Raw genomic sequence first — 15,803 nt, forward strand, 5'->3', positions numbered from 1 at the left:
ATGCTGCACGGTGCCCCATGACCATCCGCCTGTTTGCCGCCATTCCGGTTCCCGACAATCTGCATGCCGAAATCCGGCGGCTGCAGAAAGGCGTTCCCGGTGCACGCTGGCGGCCGCGGGAGAATTTCCACATCACGCTGCGCTATTTCGGCGAACTCGACGAGCGCCGCGCCGAAGATCTTGATGTCGAGCTGGCCCAGATCACCATGCCGCCCTTCGAACTGGCCCTGCTCGGATCGGGCTGGTTCGGCAAGCTGGACCCGCGCGCGCTCTGGCTGGGGGTTCGCCCCAGCGAGGCGCTGGCCGAGCTCAATGCCAAGTGCGAGCGCGCCGCCCGCAAGGCCGGGCTGGAGCCGGAACACCGCAAATTCCATCCGCACATGACGCTGGCCTACCTCCAGGGCACGCCGATCGACAGGCTGACCCGCTTTGCCGAGCGCACCGGCGGGTTCGCGACCGAGCCCTGGCGGGTCACACATTTCACGATGTATTCCAGCTGGACATCACGCGGTGATGCCAACATCTACGAGCCGGAAGTTGACTACCCGCTGCTCTGAGCCGTGCCGAGCCGGGCGATCAGGCCATCGACGGCGCGCTCGATCATGTCGAGCACCGCGTCAAACCCGTCCTCTCCGCCATAGTAGGGATCCGGCACGTCGCCGTCAGGCTCACCCGCCCAAGCCATCATCAGGCTGACCCGGGCCCCGCGATCGGCACCGGGCATCCGGCGCAGGAAACGCTGATGGCTGTGATCCATGCCGATGACATGGTCAAAGCGGATGAAGTCGGCTGGATCGACTTCCCCTGCCTGCAGTTCCGACAGGTCATAGCCACGCGCAGCGCCGGCAGCGACAGCGCGATCGTCAGGCGCCTCGCCGACATGCCAGCCGCCAGTCCCGGCACTGTCGACATGCCAGTCAAGACCGGCCGCGGCGATGCGCTGGCGAGCCACCGCATCGGCGGTCGGCGAGCGACAGATATTGCCGGTGCAGACGAAAAGTATCCGCATGCGCTCAATCGCCCAGGGAGAACGCGCCCGGCAGGACGGTAAGGGACCACTCATCCCCGCGCCCATACAGCCAGAACACGTCGCCATAGGCATCTTCGGGCAAACGCCCCTCACCGTCACAGCCAGCCGCTTGTGCTGCTTCCGCTCCGGCATAGGCCGCCATCCACAGGCAGGACGTGTTGGAATGTTCGCCGACGAGGGTCCAGCCGGTCATGGCCGCATCGACGTCGGCATAGGCATCGCTACGCTGGCGCGACACGGTCTCGCCCTCGGCGCAATCGACGGCATACCCGTCGACGGCCTGATGCGCGACGACCGGAATTCCACCGGCAGCGGCCGTGAGGCGGGTACGACAGGCGGCACTGGCATAGGCCCGGTCCATGGGCGTCGCCCCGATCAGCCCCGCCAAGCGGTCCACCATCGCTTCACCGTCCGGGCTGAGCGGGCACTCCATGCCATTGCAGTCCGGCGCGATCTTCATCGCGTGCCGGACCACCAGGACATGCCGGTCGGCGGCGATCAGGTCCGCGCGCACCGCCTCGGGCGCCAGCGCAAGCAGGTCCGGATGCGCAAATGACGGCGTCGGCTGGCTGCAGGCGGCCAGGCAAAGCGCAGCGCTGGCCAATGTCAGAATCGATTTCATGAAACGTCCTCCCGGCGCCACCCTAGCGCGACAAGACGGAGACGCGAAGTGACGGACCGGTAAGCCGCTAATCGACGTCGGCCGGTTCGTCCTGGACCCGGATGCGAACTGTCACACGCGTCCCGGCACCGGGGCGGCTCTCGATCGACATGTCGCCATCCATAAGACCCGCCAGTCGGCGGCAGATTGACAGGCCCAGACCAAAATCGCCGCCGGCTTCGGTACCGGACCGTCCGCTCAGCCGCGCCAACAGCGCCTCGTCCATGCCTACTCCCGTATCGGCGACAATGTATTCGATCCGACACTTGCCGCCCCCGGCAGGGTGGTGGCGCACCGACAGCGAGACCGATCCTGCCGGTGTGAATTTCAGCGCATTGGACATGAGGTTGTTGAGAATCTGACGCACCCGCACCGGATCGCCGACGACCGGGAGGTCCGCCCCATCACCCGTCTCGAGCTTGAGTTCGATACCCTTCTCGCCGGCAAGCGGCTCGAACAGGCCCATCACCGTCCGGGCCATTTCATCAGGCCGGAATGCGACGCTGCGCAACTCGATGCGATCATTCTCCAGACGGGCCAGATCGAGCACATCCGTGACCCGCGCCAACATCGCCTGGGCCGACCGCTCAATCGTGGTCAGAAGTTTGCGTTGCGACGGATCCAGCCCGGTATTGGCCAACAATCCGGACAGGCCGAGAATACCATTGATCGGCGTGCGCAATTCATGACTGAGGCCCAGCATGAATTCGGATCGTGAGCGGCTGTTCGCCCGCTCGGAACTCGCTCGCGCCTTCAGCTCGGCTTCGACCACGCTGCGGCTGTCCAGCTCATGCTCCAGCGCCTGTTGCGAATTCTGCAGCCCGCTGAGAATCTCGATCATCCGGCGGAACAGCCAGATGAACCCGATAGCAAGAAACGCGGTCGCCAGAAGGTCCGTGAACCATCGCAACCGGTTCTGGATGAAACCGGTCAGCGCCGGCACGCCGGCATCGCTGACAAAGAACGGCCCGAACAGCAGTACAATGGCATCGAGCGAGTGATAGAAGACCCAAATGCCCAGACCCGTGCTCAGCACCCGCACCGGCCGGATGGCCTCGGCATCGATCAATGTCTGGCGGTACCTATACATGTAGACGATCGCCGCCAGCGGCGCGGCGGCGAAGACGATATCCAGCAGCACTGTCAGCAGGATGGAGTGCATATGCCCTCATCTTCCGCTCGGACCGACCTGATCCGTCATGCTAGGGACAAGCCCTAAACGCAAAATTAACCCCGAATTGTTCGGCGGCCGATAGCGTCAGCGCTCATCGGGGCTCTGTAAAGCGTCGCCCCGGCAAATGAATTTTTCATTCATCAGGGCGACGGCCGGTTCGGTCCAACCTCGTCAGTCGTTCTTGCCGAGGCGACGTTTGCGACGCGCCAGCAATTGCAGGCGCAGGGCATTGAGGCGGATGAAGCCTTCGGCATCCTTCTGGTCGTAGACAACGTCTTCCTCGAAGGTAACGTGCTCCAGCGAGTACAGTGAATGTTCCGAGGCACGCCCGACAACATTGACCGAACCCTTGTAGAGCTTGAGCCGGACATCGCCGGTGACATGGGTCTGTGAATGATCGATGGCCGCCTGCAGCATTTCTCGCTCGGGCGAGAACCAGAAACCTTCATAGAGCAGCTTGGCGTAGCGCGGCATCAGCTCATCCTTGAGATGCGCCGCACCGCGATCCAGCGTGATCTGTTCGATACCGCGATGGGCCGCCATCAGGATGGTGCCGCCCGGCGTCTCGTAGATGCCGCGTGATTTCATGCCGACAAAGCGGTTCTCAACCAGATCAAGCCGGCCGATTCCATGCGTGCGGCCCAGCGCGTTGAGCCGGGTCAGCAGGGTCGCCGGGCTCAGGGCCTCGCCATTGATCGCCACCGCATCACCCGCCTTGAAGGACACGGTGACATATTCCGGCTTGTCCGGCGCCGCTTCCGGTGCGTCCGTGCGCTGGTAGACGATGTCATCGGCTTCCTCGGCCGGATCTTCCAGCAGCTTGCCCTCGGAGGAGGTGTGCCAGAGATTGGCGTCGACCGAGAAGGGTGCCTCGCCGCGCTTGTCCTTGGCGACCTCGATACCGTGCTCTTCGGCATAGCTGATCAGCTTGGTACGAGAATTGAGATCCCACTCACGCCACGGCGCGATCACCCGCAGATCCGGATCGAGGGCATAGACGCCCAGTTCGAAGCGGACCTGGTCATTGCCCTTGCCGGTTGCCCCGTGCGCGACCGCATCAGCGCCGGTCGCGTGCGCGATTTCAACCAAACGCTTCGAGATCAACGGCCGGGCGATCGAGGTCCCGAGCAGATAAAGGCCCTCATAAACGGCATTGGCGCGCACCATCGGGAAGACGAAATCGCGGACGAATTCCTCGCGCAGGTCCTCGATGAAGATCTCGGACACACCTGCCGCCTCGGCCTTCTTGCGCGCCGGGTCGAGTTCCTCGCCCTGGCCGAGATCGGCGGTGAAAGTCACGACTTCGGCGTCGTAGGCGTCCTGCAGCCATTTCAGGATGACCGAGGTGTCGAGGCCGCCGGAATAGGCAAGAACGACCTTTTTAACGGGCTTTTTCGCGGGCATGGGCAAATTCCTTCTCGATATTCCCATGCGCGTAGCGCCGCTCTTGCTTGCAGGCAAGTGTTTCGCATCAGTTTGGGCATGATCATGGCGCAGCTGCAGCTGGACAGCGCCGCAAACCTGCCCATTCTGGCGCCATGACTGCACCCGGAAATGAACCCTTCGCCCGCTTCGTCGCCCGGCCCGCGCGCTATGAGCGCGATGCGGGCACACCGGAGTCACACAAAGCCCTGGCGACGCGCGTCTGCGAGCGGGCAGGCGAGCATGGCATTGCCGACATGGACGGTCTGCTCAACTGGCTGAGCCAGTCCGGTCTGACAGCGGACACGCTGCCGCGTTTGGCCGCTCTCAAAACGCTCGACGCCGGCCCGCTCGAGCCCGCCCGACTGGCTGCCGTTATCCGGGCCGATGCGCTGACGCTGATCAACCACGCCCTCGACGGCACGCTGGCGATTTCGCGGTTCGACCATTTTTCCAGCCGGTTGGCGAATATCTTTGCTTATGCCCGCGATACCCGCGGCGGCGCCTTGGCGGACTATATTCCCGAACTGGCGAAACAGGACCCGGACGCTTTCGGCATGGCCGCCTGCACCATTGACGGGCAGCAGCTGGCGCTGGGACAGGCCGACACACCGTTTTGCCAGCAATCGGTGATCAAACCGATGATCTATGCCTTGGCCATGGGGCTGAACGGTGAGAGCCAGGTCCATCGTCATGTCGGCCGCGAACCGTCCGGCCGGCGCTTCAACGAACTCGCCCTCGATCCCGACAGCCGGCCGCACAATCCGATGATCAATTCCGGCGCCATCATGTGCAGTGCGATGATACGCCCGAACCTGACCGTCGAGGCGCGCGCCCGTTTGCTCGAGCGCTTTGTCGGCTCCGCGGCCGGCGGTGTCGATGTCGACATTGACCAGGCCGTCTATGACAGCGAACGGGCCACGGCACGGCGAAACCTGTCCCTCGTCAAACTGATGGACGAACACGACGCTTTTCCGGAAGGCGCCGACCCGGCCGCGGCGTTTGACCTTTATCTGCGCGCCTGCGCCATTCGACTGGATTGCCGACAGCTGGCCGTGACCGCCGCGACACTGGCCAATGGCGGCGTCTGTCCGACGACCGGCCATCGCGTCATCGACGGTCGCATCGTGCGCAACACGCTTTCGCTCATGCTCACTTGCGGCATGTATGACTATTCCGGCGAATACGCCTTCACGGTCGGCCTTCCGGCCAAATCAGGTGTCTCCGGCGGACTGATGATCGTGGTGCCCGGTGTCGGTGGTTTTGGCCTGTGGAGTCCGCCGCTCGACCGGCAGGGCAATCCGGTGCGCGGCATCGAAGTGTCCCGGCGCCTGGTCGAGGCCTTCCCCTTCCACATTTTCGCCGGCGTGACCGCGCCATGACCGGCCGCGCTTGATTCCGGTTGTCGACACGGCTTAAAAACGCCCCATGTCACACGCCGATTCCCGCCTTATCGTCGCACTCGACCTGCCGACGACCGATGCCGCTTGGTCTCTTGTCGAGTCCGTCGGCGATACCGTCAACTTCTACAAGATCGGCCTCCAGCTTTTCCCGATGGGCGGGATGGACCTGTGCCGCAAGATCAAGGCGACCGGCAACCAGGTCTTCCTCGACTTCAAACTGCACGACATTCCGGCCACGGTCGAAAAAGCGACCCGGTCGATCACCACCGGCGGCGCCGACCTTTTGACCATTCATGCCGAACCCGCCGTCATGCGGGCTGCGGTTGCCGGCCGGGAAGGCAGCGATCTGAAACTCCTCGGGGTGACGGTGATGACCTGTTATGACGACGCGATGCTGGCCGAGATGGGCTATGCCTACGGCGCCCGCGACCTCGTCCTGCGGCGGGTGGAACAATCGCTGGAAGCCGGCGTCGACGGCGTTGTCGCCAGCGCCCACGAAGCCCGTGAGATTCGCGATCGCTTCGGCAAGGACCTGTTGATTGTTACGCCGGGCATCCGGCCCGCCGGCGCCGATATCGGCGACCAGAAACGGGTCGCGACACCCGCCAGCGCCCTGGCCGACGGGGCCAGCCATCTCGTCGTCGGCCGCCCGGTCAATGCCGCGCCAGACCCCAAGGCGGCAGCCCAAGCGATTGTTGACGAGATCGCGTCGGTCTGACGCACCACAAGTGCCAAGACCTGATTGACCTGAGGCCGACTACTGTCCGACCAGCTGCCGGCGCATGGCACCGCGCGCTTGCATGCGCATGACCGGCGCGCTCGTGACCTGTCCGACAGACAACACACCAGCCCGGCCCGCGGCATCGATGACGATGATGCCGCGATAGCCATACTGGATCGCGGGCGCCCGACCGACACCCCCGACAAGACCGCCCTGGAAGAATGTATCGTCGAGCCGTACCGGCTCTCCGGCGGGAGCAGACCGTGCCGGTCCTGCCGGTCGCGCCGATTGCGCCGCTGGCACCATGGGCGCACTCCGGCCCGACCGCGGCGCCCGGGATGGTGTCAGCGCCGTTGCAGGCGCACGCTGCACAGGTCGAGGCGACGCGCCAGCGAGTTGCGGCGCCGGCCGACTCTCGACCGCCGGGGCTACATCATCCGGCATTTGCGTGAAACGGCAGGGCGGACCGGCATAGTCGCCGGCGAGGGCCTGTCGGATATCTTCCGCCGAACATTCGCGCGTCGGCGCGCCCTGGGCCGAAGCGGGCGCTGCCACCATCACCGCCAGCAGGCTGGCGGCGAAAACGGGGATCAGGGCGGCTCGATGTGTCATTCCGGCACACTAGCAGCCGATTTCCCAGGTTCGAAGCGCCTGCACCGCTGAGGCGAAGCGGCGCCGCCCAAGTCACGCGGCAGGGGGTAGGATCCCAGCAAGATCAGAAGTCGCAGATGATGCCCTTCTTCTCCCAATCGCCATACCGGGTCGGCTCCGGACCCTTGCGACCACCCAGCTCGGTGGGATCTGCCTCGGCTTGGGCGGCCTGCCGCTCAGCCACTGCCCGACGCTCCGCCGCCTCGGCCAAGGCACGTTCGGCCGCCGGGTTGAGTATCTTGGCCGCCGGGTCCGGGGAGGGAATGGCATCGGTGCCGATCCCGTCTTGCTGATCATCCTGGGTCATCCCATCTAGATAATCCGCGAGGCCCAGCTCGCCAAGACACACAGGTCCCTGCAATGACAGCCAACACACTTCGCACCTTCCTCCTCCTCGCAGGCATGACGGCGCTCTTCATGGGCATCGGCTATCTGCTTGGCGGTCCGGCCGGCGCGCTGCTGGCACTTATTGTTGCCGCCGCGATGAACCTGTTTGCCTGGTGGAATTCTGCCGACATGGTGTTGCGCATGCACGGCGCCCGCGAGATCGGACCCGATGAGCGCCACCCCGCGTTGCGGCAATATGCCGGTGATGTCGAATTCCTGGCCCGCCGCGCCGGCATGCCGGTTCCACGCGTCTTCGTGATCCAGAGCGACCAGCCCAATGCCTTCGCCACCGGGCGCGACCCGCAGCACGCGGCCGTCGCCGCCACCACCGGTCTGCTGGAACGGCTGGGCCGGACCGAGATCCAGGGCGTGATGGCGCACGAACTCGCTCATGTGAAAAACCGCGACACGCTGACCATGACCGTGACCGCGACCCTTGCCGGTGCCATCGGCATGCTGGCCAATTTCGCGCTCTTCTTCGGCGGCAACAACCGTGTCGGCCTCATCGGCTCGCTGGCCATGATGATCTTCGCACCAATGGCCGCCATGCTGGTGCAGAGTGCGATCAGCCGCGCTCGCGAGTATGAAGCGGATCGCGTCGGCGCGGAGATCAGCGGCGACCCGATGGCCCTGGCCAGCGCGCTGGAAAAAATCGAACGCTCGGCGCGGCGCACGATGAATGCCGGTGCCGAACGCAATCCGGCGACCGCCCACATGTTCATCATCAACCCGCTCAATGGCCAGCGCATGGACAATCTCTTTTCCACCCACCCGGACACTGCCAACCGGATTAACCGACTGCGGCAGATGGCTGGCGCCAGCGCCAGCGTTCAGCCCGGACCCTGGTCGCAGCGTGGTCCGTGGGGGTGAGCCAGCGGCTGCCGGGCATCGACGGATCACGACCTGCGTGCTAGCTCCGCGCCATGAGTGACGGACTTGCCCCGCGCCGCGCTGCGGCCCTTGCCTATCTGGCCGTGATGAAGGAACGCCGCACGCTTGAGGCGGCGCTGGAGCATACGCCCGATTTCAACGCAATGAGCGATCGCGATCGCGCCTTCGCCCGCGCCATCGCCGCGACCACATTCCGCCGCCTGGGTCAGACCCGGACCGTGCTCAACGCGCTGTTGTCACGGCCTCTTCACGAGACGTCAGAAGGCGCCCAAGCTTTGCTGGTCACCGGCGCCACCCAGTTGTTGTGGATGGATGGCGCACCGCATGCGGTCGTCTCGTCGACGGTGGAACTGGCCCAGGAAAGAAACGATGCCCGCAAGCTGAAAGGCCTGGTCAACGCCGTCCTGCGCAAGGTTGACCGCGAAGGCCGCGAGCACCTCAAACAGACCTTGCCGCGCGACAATCTGCCTGAATGGCTCCGTGAAAGCTGGCGCGCGGCCTACGGGCCGGGCACGCTGAGCCGCATTGCCAATGCCATTACGCTCCCACCGCCCCTCGACCTGTCCGTCCGCAATCCCGAGGAGCGGGCGATGTGGGCCGAGCGCCTCGACGCGCAAATCCTGCCAAATGGCAGCCTGCGCCTGTCCAGCGTCGGCGATGTGCGGGCCTTGCCTGGCTATCGCGACGGGGCCTGGTGGGCGCAGGACGCCGCGGCCGCAATTCCGGCCACATTGCTGGACCTCAAACCCGGTGCGAGCGTGATCGACCTGTGCGCCGCGCCGGGTGGCAAGACGATGCAGCTCGCCGCGACCGGTGCGGACGTCACCGCATTGGACCTGTCGGACAAGCGTCTGGACCGTGTGCGGGAAAATCTCGGCCGGACCGGATTGAAGGCCGCCCTGGTCGCCGGCGATGCGCGAACCTTCAAACCGCGCCAACCCGTTGATGCGGTGCTGCTGGATGCGCCCTGTACGGCAACCGGCACGCTGCGGCGCCATCCGGAAGCGGGCTGGATCAAGCGCGAGGACGACACGCAGCGCATGGCCCGCCTGCAGGACGAGATGATCAAGGCCGCCATCGGCATGCTCAAACCGGGTGGCCAATTCGTGCTGTGTACCTGCTCGCTGCAGCCCGAAGAAGGCGAAACCCTTGCCGGGCGCATCACCGGGCGCCACAAACAGCTCAAGGAATCGCCGGTCAGGCCGGGTGAATTGCCCGGGTTGGAGAGTGCGATCACGCCGGCCGGCTGGGTCCGCTTGACGCCGGCCCTGTGGTCCGACAAGGGCGGCATGGACGGATTTTTCATCGCCCGGTTCGTGAAACGCACCGGATAACCGTAAAACCGGCCTGACCGGCCGCGTGCGACTTGCGCGGCTCAGGCCCCACTGTTATCGGATCAATATGGGCGCTCCCGTGATCATTTCCCCGTCAATCCTCTCGGCGGATTTTGCCAAGCTGGGTGAAGAAGTTCGTGCCATCGACGAAGCCGGTGCCGACTGGATTCACATCGATGTCATGGACGGGCATTTCGTGCCCAATCTGACCATCGGTCCGGGCGTGATCAAGGCGCTCCGTCCGCACACCAAAAAGCCGTTCGACGTCCATCTGATGATCACCCCGGTGGACCCCTATATCCGCGACTTCGCCGATGCCGGCGCCGACATCATCACCGCCCATCCGGAAGCCGGTCCGCATTTCCACCGCACCGTCCAGGCGATCAAGGCGACCGGCGCCAAGGCAGGCGCTGCACTGAATCCGTCGACCCCGGTCGAGGTGATTGATTATGTGCTCGACGAGCTCGACCTGGTGCTGGTGATGAGCGTCAATCCGGGTTTCGGTGGCCAGAGCTTCATCACCAATCAGCTCGAAAAGATCGAAGCCATCCGGACGCGGATCGATCAGCGTGGCCTTGCCACCCGTATCGAGGTCGATGGCGGGGTCAATCCGCAAACCGCGCGCGATTGCATCGCCGCCGGCGCCACGGCCCTGGTCGCCGGGTCCGCGGTGTTCAAGGGCGGTCCCGCCGCCTATCGCGACAATATCTCAGCATTGCGTTCCTGATCCCATGACCCGCACGGTGCGTCTGTCCGACTATGCCGGCGCGATGGTGGCGACGGTGCGGCGCGAGGCCTCCTCGACCCTGCATTCGATGGGCCTGTTCTCCAGCCTGCATGATCTCGGCGCGCTTTCGAGCGAGGTCGGGCCGCTGCCGGAGGATTTTTATGCCAGCCAGCCAGAGCGTGGCGGCGAGATCCTGGCCGGCCGCTTCCAGTTGGCGGGCGACTTGCTGTCGATCGATCCGGAGCATGACAATGTCTGGCTGAAGCCGGCGCCGACCCGGGCTTTCGCCCGCAGACTGCACGGTTTCGGTTGGCTGCGCGACGTGATCGCTGCCCCGTCGCCGCAACAGGACGATGAAGACGACGCCGACGAAATGGCGACGAATGGCGCCGCGGCCGCCCGGCAGCTGGTTGATGCCTGGGTCAAGGCCTTCGGTCGCTGGAACAGCTTCGCCTGGAGTCATGGTGTCCTGTCGGCCCGCATCATCAACTGGCTGCGGGTTGGCGAAACCCTGTTCGAAACGGACGAGTCCGATCGCAAGGCGCGCAATGCCCGGCTACGCAGCCTGTTGCGCCAAGCCCGCTATCTGCAGCGCACCATCCCGCTGGCCCATGACGGGGCGGTGCGGCTGCGCTGTGCAATCGCGTTGAGCTTTGCCGGACTGTGCATCCCGCGCCAAGCGGCGCTCCAGAAGGCCGGATTGGCGGCGCTGGAAAAAGAGGTCAAGCGGCAGATCCTTCCAGATGGCGGCCATGTCTCGCGCTCACCGCGCGCCGGCACCGAGGCCCTGATTGACTTGATCGTGCTGCGCGATGTCGCCGAAAAGGCCGGCGTCGAAGTGCCGCGGGAGATTATTCGGGCCATCGACCGGCTGGCCCCCATGGCGCGCTTTTTCCGCATGAGTGATGGCGGCCTCGCCAGCTTCCATGGTGGCGGTGAATGTGATCATGGCGCACTGAAACTGGCCCTTTCGCGCGATGAGACCGGCGCCAAACCCTTCGGCTTCGCCCCTCATTCCGGCTATCACCGGGCCGAGGCAGGTGGTGCGACAATCATCCTTGATGTTGGCAAGGCACCGCCCGGCGCCTTGAGCACCGGCGCCCATGCCAGCGCCCTGGCCTTTGAACTGTGCACCGCCGGCGGGCGGCTTGTGGTCAATTGCGGCTGGCATGACGACCAGCCGTCAAGTTGGCGCGAAGCGGTGCGCGCCACCGCCGCCCACTCGACCCTGACGCTTGAGGAAACCTCCTCCTCGCGCCTGTTTGCACCTGGCTGGCAGCGTGATTTGCTGGGTCCGCGACTGGCTGCAGCGCCGGGACCGGTCACGGCCCGGCGCAATGAAGAGGAAATGGGTGTCTGGCTGGAAGGCATCCATGAGGGCTATCGCAACGAGTACGGACTGTCGCACCGGCGTCGGGTCTTCCTGGCTGCCGATGGCGGCGACCTGCGCGGCGAAGATGCCCTGTTCCGTCCGGTCTCGGACGGGCCACCCGACGATATCGATGTGCGTTACCGTTTTGCCATCCGCTTTCACCTCCACCCCGATGTCCGCGCCTCGCTGTCGCGCGACAATATGAGCGCCCTGCTGGTCCAGCCCGACGGCGATGGCTGGCGGTTCCGCACCGATGGCGGGCCAATCCGGCTGGAGCGGTCGGTCTATCTTGCTGCCGGTGCACCTCCACAACGGGCGACACAGATTGTAGTACAGGGGGAAGCTGAGCCGTTCGGCGCCGGGGATCGGCCGCCGAACCGGGTTCGCTGGGCCTTCCAGCGACTTGGCCAGGTTGGTGGCACACAGGGGGAAGCCGGATGAGCAAGCCGCCATCCAGGGCGCGGGGGACGACGTCGATCCGCAGCCAGATGTCCATGGTGGCAGTTGCCCTGTTCGACCTCGCGGCCGGGGCCGCGTCGATGTGGGCCGCCGTCCTGCTGCGCTACCGGTTTGAGCCCACATCCGCACCCGACGATATCGCCCTGCAATCGGTTGTCGTGTTTGCGCTGGCATGCGCGATCATCTTTCCGATCGAAGGGCTGCACCGCGGCCTGTGGCGCTATACCGCGCTGAACGATGCCGCGCGGATTGTGCGGGCCATCGTGCTGGCCAATCTGGTCTTCCTGCCGATCCTGTTCCTCATCAACCGGCTCGACGGCTTTCCCCGCACCTCGATCCTGCTGGAAATGCCGATCCTGCTGTTCATCCTTCTAGCGGCGCGCCTGTCGGTGGCAGCGTTGCGGACCCAAGGGCTGCGTGGCGCCTTGCAGATCGAGGACCGGTCGAAGCCAACCGCCATCCTTGTGGGCAGCGATCTCGAACTCGATGACGCCTTGCGCGATCTCGGTCGCCGCAACGGCTCGGCGCCCTTCCGGACCAAAGGGCTGATCGAGCCCGGCGCCAGCCTGACCGGACACGCCATTCGCGGCATCCCGGTTCTGGGCGGACTGGAAGCCCTGCCCGCCGCTCTCAAACGCCTGTCGGAGGTTGAAAAGGACGCACCGCGGCTGGTTCTGGCCGGCGCGCATCCGGAAGCCGACCTGGTCAACCAGTTGATCCGGATTGCCTCGCGCACCGGCGCGAAACTGTCCCGGGCCCGACCTTCGGACGGGCGCGAGGCCTTCTCCCCGGTGGAAGCCGCTGACCTGCTCAACCGGCCACCGCGACCGCCCAACCTGTCGCCGGCCCGGCCGTTGATCGAGGGACGCACCGTTCTGATCACCGGCGCTGGCGGCACAATCGGCTCCCAGCTCGCCCGCCTTGCAGCGACCCTGGGTCCGAAAAAGCTGATCCTGTTCGATGCCTCGGAAGCCAATCTCTACGAAATCGACCTGGAGTTCGCAAAACGCTTTTCGGGCGTGGCCTGGCGGGCGGTGTTGGGGGATGTGCGCGATCGTGACCGGCTGCACCAGGTCTTCCGAGAGGAATCGCCCGACGTCGTGCTCCACGCGGCCGCGCTGAAGCACGTGCCGATGAGCGAGCGCAATCCGGGCGAAGCCGCACGCACCAATATCATCGGCACCGTCAACACGATCGAAATGGCGCAAGAACACGGCGCCCGCGTCGTGGCGCTGATCTCGACCGACAAGGCGGTCAACCCGGGCAATGTCATGGGCGCGACCAAACGCGCCGCCGAACTTTACGCCCGCGCCGCCGCATCGCGGTCGCCAAACACTCGGGTCTGTGTCGTACGTTTCGGCAATGTCCTGGGGTCGACCGGATCAGTGGTGCCGTTGTTCGAGCGCCAGATCGAAGCGGGTGAGCCGGTGACCGTGACCGACCCGGAAGCGACACGATATTTCATGACGGTCGAGGAAGCCTCCGGTCTCGTCCTCGACGCCGCCGCCCAGACCGCGGCCGACCCGGCCCTCAATGGCGCGCTCTATGTGCTCGACATGGGGCGCCCGGTGTCGATCATGCGTCTGGCGCGGCAGCTGTTGCGCCTGCGTGGCCGCGATCCCGATGCCCCCGGCGCAATCCGGGTAATCGGCCTGAGGCCCGGCGAGAAGCGGCATGAAAGCCTCGTCTACGAGTTTGAAAGCACGATCGAGACCTCGATCGACGGGGTCTGGGCAGTGACCGGTCCGGATCTTGATTCCAAGGCCGTCAGCGCCGGACTGGATGCCATCGTCAGCGCCGCCAGCGGCGGCGATGGCGACGGCGCATCGGCAGCGCTGGAAGCCCTGTGCAAGCTGCGCCCGTCAACGCTGGAAGATTGACTTGCCGTCCCGCCGTGATACCTCGCCGCGGATCAGCGGAATGAAGCAACGGAGACCGTTCCATGTCAGACCATGACCTCGCCCCCGTCCGGCGCGCCCTGATTTCCGTTTCCGACAAGACCGGCCTGATCGAACGCGGACGCAAACTCGCCGACGCCGGCGTTGAGATCCTGTCGACCGGCGGCACTCTGCGCACCCTGAAGGATGCCGGCATTCCGGCCCGGGACGTGTCCGACGTCACCGAGTTTCCGGAAATGATGGATGGTCGCCTCAAGACGCTGCACCCGCGCGTTCATGGCGGACTACTGGCCCGGCGCGACAATGGCGATGACCGCGCCGCCATGGGCGAGCATGGCATCCCGCATATCGACTTGCTCTATGTGAATCTCTACCCGTTCGAGGAAACCGTCGCCAAGGGCGGCGCCTATGCCGATTGTGTCGAGAATATCGATATTGGCGGCCCGGCCATGATCCGAGCGGCGGCGAAAAACCACGCCTGGGTCAATGTCTGCGTCGACGGCGCCGATGTTGATCGCGTCCTCGCCGACATGGAACAGCATGACGGCCATACCGCCCTGGTCTTGCGGAAGGCTCTGGCCGCCAAGGCCTATGCCCGCACCGCCGCCTATGACGCCGCCATTTCGGGTTGGTTTGCGGACACGCTGGAAGAGCCGGCGCCCGACTATCGCGCCTTTGGCGGCGCCCTCGCCCAGGCCCTGCGCTACGGCGAGAACCCGCACCAGAACGCCGCCTTCTACGCCAGCGCGGAGACCCGCCCCGGCATCGCGACCGGTCGCCAGGTCCAGGGCAAGGCGCTGAGCTACAACAATCTCGCCGACGCCGACGCCGCCTTCGAACTCGCTGGTGAGTTTGACGCTGGCGACAAGGCCGCCGTGGTCATCGTCAAACACGCCAATCCGTGCGGCGTGGCGCTGCATGATGACCTGGCCGTGGCCTATGAAAAGGCCTTCGCCGCCGACCCCATTTCCGCCTTTGGCGGGATTGTTGCCATGAACCGGACGCTGAATGCGGAGACGGCCAACGAGCTGGTCAAGATTTTCACCGAAGTCGTGATCGCGCCGGACGCCGACGAGGACGCGCTTGCAGTCCTGTCCGCCAAGTCCAACCTGCGCGTCCTTCTGACCGGCGGCATGCCCGACCCCAAACAGGGCGGTTGGCTGACCAAGACCGTGGCCGGGGGCCTGCTGGTTCAGGAGCGCGATACCGGCATGATCGCCGCCAGCGATCTCAAACTCGTCACAAAACACGCGCCGACCGACGCCGAGCTCGCCGACCTCCTGTTCGGCTGGAAAGTCGTCAAACACGTCAAATCGAACGCCATCGTCTATGCCCGCAACGGCTCGACAGCCGGTATCGGCATGGGCCAGACCAGCCGTCTGGAAGCCGCCCGCCTTGCAGTCCGCAAGGCTGAGGCAACGGCGGCGGAGAATGGTTGGGACGAACCCCGGACCAAAGATTCCGTGTGTGCGTCCGACGCCTTCTTCCCCTTTGCTGACGGGCTGCACGCCGCCGTAGAAGCTGGCGCGACGGCAATCATCCAGCCGGGCGGGTCGATCCGCGACGACGAGGTCATCGCCGCCGCCGACGAGGCCGGCGTGGCGATGGTGTTCACGGGCATGCGCCACTTCCGCCACTAGGTGGGCCAGCGCGTCGTCGGCATGTGAATCAAC

15 protein-coding genes are annotated in these 15,803 nt (G+C 65.4%); 9 read left to right on the plus strand and 6 right to left on the minus strand.

Annotated elements, in window-relative coordinates:
- The first annotated feature begins 17 nt into the window (after window positions 1-17).
- Window positions 18-557, plus strand: a complete 540-nt coding sequence (gene thpR / locus AWH62_RS08965; protein WP_075190135.1) for an RNA 2',3'-cyclic phosphodiesterase — start codon at window positions 18-20, stop codon at window positions 555-557.
- Here the strand turns inward: thpR and AWH62_RS08970 are convergent.
- The 4 genes from AWH62_RS08970 to AWH62_RS08985 form a co-directional block, all read right to left on the minus strand.
- A complete protein-coding gene (locus tag AWH62_RS08970) occupies window positions 542-1,009 on the minus strand; it encodes a low molecular weight protein-tyrosine-phosphatase (RefSeq protein ID WP_075190136.1) in 468 nt (155 codons plus the stop codon). The genes thpR and AWH62_RS08970 overlap by 16 nt on opposite strands.
- A gap of 4 nt (window positions 1,010-1,013) precedes the next feature.
- Window positions 1,014-1,652, minus strand: coding sequence for a histidine phosphatase family protein (locus tag AWH62_RS08975; protein ID WP_075190137.1), 639 nt, complete (start codon window positions 1,650-1,652; stop codon window positions 1,014-1,016).
- Between the two features lie 67 nt (window positions 1,653-1,719).
- Entirely contained in the window at window positions 1,720-2,853 is a 1,134-nt protein-coding gene (locus AWH62_RS08980; protein ID WP_075190138.1) for a HAMP domain-containing sensor histidine kinase, read from the minus strand.
- Between the two features lie 183 nt (window positions 2,854-3,036).
- Window positions 3,037-4,269, minus strand: coding sequence for an argininosuccinate synthase (locus tag AWH62_RS08985; protein ID WP_075190139.1), 1,233 nt, complete (start codon window positions 4,267-4,269; stop codon window positions 3,037-3,039).
- Between the two features lie 134 nt (window positions 4,270-4,403).
- Between AWH62_RS08985 and glsA the strand changes: the two genes are divergently transcribed.
- Together glsA and pyrF are read left to right on the plus strand one after the other, a co-directional pair.
- Window positions 4,404-5,669 carry a glutaminase A gene (gene glsA, locus AWH62_RS08990; RefSeq protein ID WP_075190140.1) on the plus strand — a complete coding sequence of 422 codons (1,266 nt, stop codon included), beginning with the start codon at window positions 4,404-4,406 and terminating at the stop codon, window positions 5,667-5,669.
- A gap of 46 nt (window positions 5,670-5,715) precedes the next feature.
- Entirely contained in the window at window positions 5,716-6,408 is a 693-nt protein-coding gene (gene pyrF, locus AWH62_RS08995; protein WP_075190141.1) for an orotidine-5'-phosphate decarboxylase, read from the plus strand.
- Between the two features lie 39 nt (window positions 6,409-6,447).
- Here pyrF and AWH62_RS09000 read toward each other — a convergent pair whose 3' ends face one another.
- Together AWH62_RS09000 and AWH62_RS09005 are read right to left on the minus strand one after the other, a co-directional pair.
- Window positions 6,448-7,023: a hypothetical protein gene (locus tag AWH62_RS09000; protein WP_075190142.1), complete on the minus strand. Its 576-nt coding sequence runs from the start codon at window positions 7,021-7,023 to the stop codon at window positions 6,448-6,450.
- A 103-nt stretch (window positions 7,024-7,126) separates the two neighbouring features.
- Window positions 7,127-7,369: a DUF1674 domain-containing protein gene (locus AWH62_RS09005; protein WP_075190143.1), complete on the minus strand. Its 243-nt coding sequence runs from the start codon at window positions 7,367-7,369 to the stop codon at window positions 7,127-7,129.
- Between the two features lie 53 nt (window positions 7,370-7,422).
- Between AWH62_RS09005 and htpX the strand changes: the two genes are divergently transcribed.
- The 6 genes from htpX to purH all read left to right on the plus strand — a co-directional run bounded on the left by htpX (window position 7,423) and on the right by purH (window position 15,770).
- Window positions 7,423-8,319: a zinc metalloprotease HtpX gene (gene htpX / locus AWH62_RS09010; RefSeq protein ID WP_075190144.1), complete on the plus strand. Its 897-nt coding sequence runs from the start codon at window positions 7,423-7,425 to the stop codon at window positions 8,317-8,319.
- A 53-nt stretch (window positions 8,320-8,372) separates the two neighbouring features.
- Complete coding sequence (locus AWH62_RS09015; RefSeq protein ID WP_075190145.1) at window positions 8,373-9,674, plus strand: RsmB/NOP family class I SAM-dependent RNA methyltransferase; 1,302 nt, start codon at window positions 8,373-8,375, stop codon at window positions 9,672-9,674.
- Between the two features lie 67 nt (window positions 9,675-9,741).
- The gene (gene rpe / locus AWH62_RS09020) at window positions 9,742-10,401 is read left to right on the plus strand and encodes a ribulose-phosphate 3-epimerase (protein ID WP_075190146.1); all 660 of its coding nucleotides are present in this window, start codon (window positions 9,742-9,744) and stop codon (window positions 10,399-10,401) included.
- A gap of 4 nt (window positions 10,402-10,405) precedes the next feature.
- On the plus strand, window positions 10,406-12,214 hold the full coding sequence (locus AWH62_RS09025) for a heparinase II/III family protein (RefSeq protein WP_075190147.1): 1,809 nt from the start codon (window positions 10,406-10,408) through the stop codon (window positions 12,212-12,214).
- The gene (locus AWH62_RS09030) at window positions 12,211-14,112 is read left to right on the plus strand and encodes an SDR family NAD(P)-dependent oxidoreductase (RefSeq protein WP_083635101.1); all 1,902 of its coding nucleotides are present in this window, start codon (window positions 12,211-12,213) and stop codon (window positions 14,110-14,112) included. The genes AWH62_RS09025 and AWH62_RS09030 overlap by 4 nt, the downstream gene beginning before the upstream one ends.
- 62 nt (window positions 14,113-14,174) lie before the next feature.
- Complete coding sequence (gene purH, locus AWH62_RS09035) at window positions 14,175-15,770, plus strand: bifunctional phosphoribosylaminoimidazolecarboxamide formyltransferase/IMP cyclohydrolase (protein WP_075190149.1); 1,596 nt, start codon at window positions 14,175-14,177, stop codon at window positions 15,768-15,770.
- Window positions 15,771-15,803: the final 33 nt, after the last annotated feature.

It is taken from the genome of Maricaulis sp. W15, from assembly GCF_001924955.1.
GTDB lineage: Bacteria > Pseudomonadota > Alphaproteobacteria > Caulobacterales > Maricaulaceae > Maricaulis > Maricaulis maris.

Coding starts and splice junctions, on each gene's coding strand:
- AWH62_RS09015 (WP_075190145.1), top strand. CDS start 8,373: ATGAGTGACGGACTTGCCCCGCGCCGCGCTGCGGCCCTTGCCTATCTG.
- htpX (WP_075190144.1), top strand. CDS start 7,423: ATGACAGCCAACACACTTCGCACCTTCCTCCTCCTCGCAGGCATGACG.
- AWH62_RS08980 (WP_075190138.1), bottom strand. CDS start 2,853: ATGCACTCCATCCTGCTGACAGTGCTGCTGGATATCGTCTTCGCCGCC.
- AWH62_RS09025 (WP_075190147.1), top strand. CDS start 10,406: ATGACCCGCACGGTGCGTCTGTCCGACTATGCCGGCGCGATGGTGGCG.
- AWH62_RS09005 (WP_075190143.1), bottom strand. CDS start 7,369: ATGACCCAGGATGATCAGCAAGACGGGATCGGCACCGATGCCATTCCC.
- pyrF (WP_075190141.1), top strand. CDS start 5,716: ATGTCACACGCCGATTCCCGCCTTATCGTCGCACTCGACCTGCCGACG.
- AWH62_RS09030 (WP_083635101.1), top strand. CDS start 12,211: ATGAGCAAGCCGCCATCCAGGGCGCGGGGGACGACGTCGATCCGCAGC.
- rpe (WP_075190146.1), top strand. CDS start 9,742: ATGGGCGCTCCCGTGATCATTTCCCCGTCAATCCTCTCGGCGGATTTT.
- glsA (WP_075190140.1), top strand. CDS start 4,404: ATGACTGCACCCGGAAATGAACCCTTCGCCCGCTTCGTCGCCCGGCCC.
- AWH62_RS08970 (WP_075190136.1), bottom strand. CDS start 1,009: ATGCGGATACTTTTCGTCTGCACCGGCAATATCTGTCGCTCGCCGACC.
- AWH62_RS08975 (WP_075190137.1), bottom strand. CDS start 1,652: ATGAAATCGATTCTGACATTGGCCAGCGCTGCGCTTTGCCTGGCCGCC.
- AWH62_RS08985 (WP_075190139.1), bottom strand. CDS start 4,269: ATGCCCGCGAAAAAGCCCGTTAAAAAGGTCGTTCTTGCCTATTCCGGC.
- AWH62_RS09000 (WP_075190142.1), bottom strand. CDS start 7,023: ATGACACATCGAGCCGCCCTGATCCCCGTTTTCGCCGCCAGCCTGCTG.
- thpR (WP_075190135.1), top strand. CDS start 18: ATGACCATCCGCCTGTTTGCCGCCATTCCGGTTCCCGACAATCTGCAT.
- purH (WP_075190149.1), top strand. CDS start 14,175: ATGTCAGACCATGACCTCGCCCCCGTCCGGCGCGCCCTGATTTCCGTT.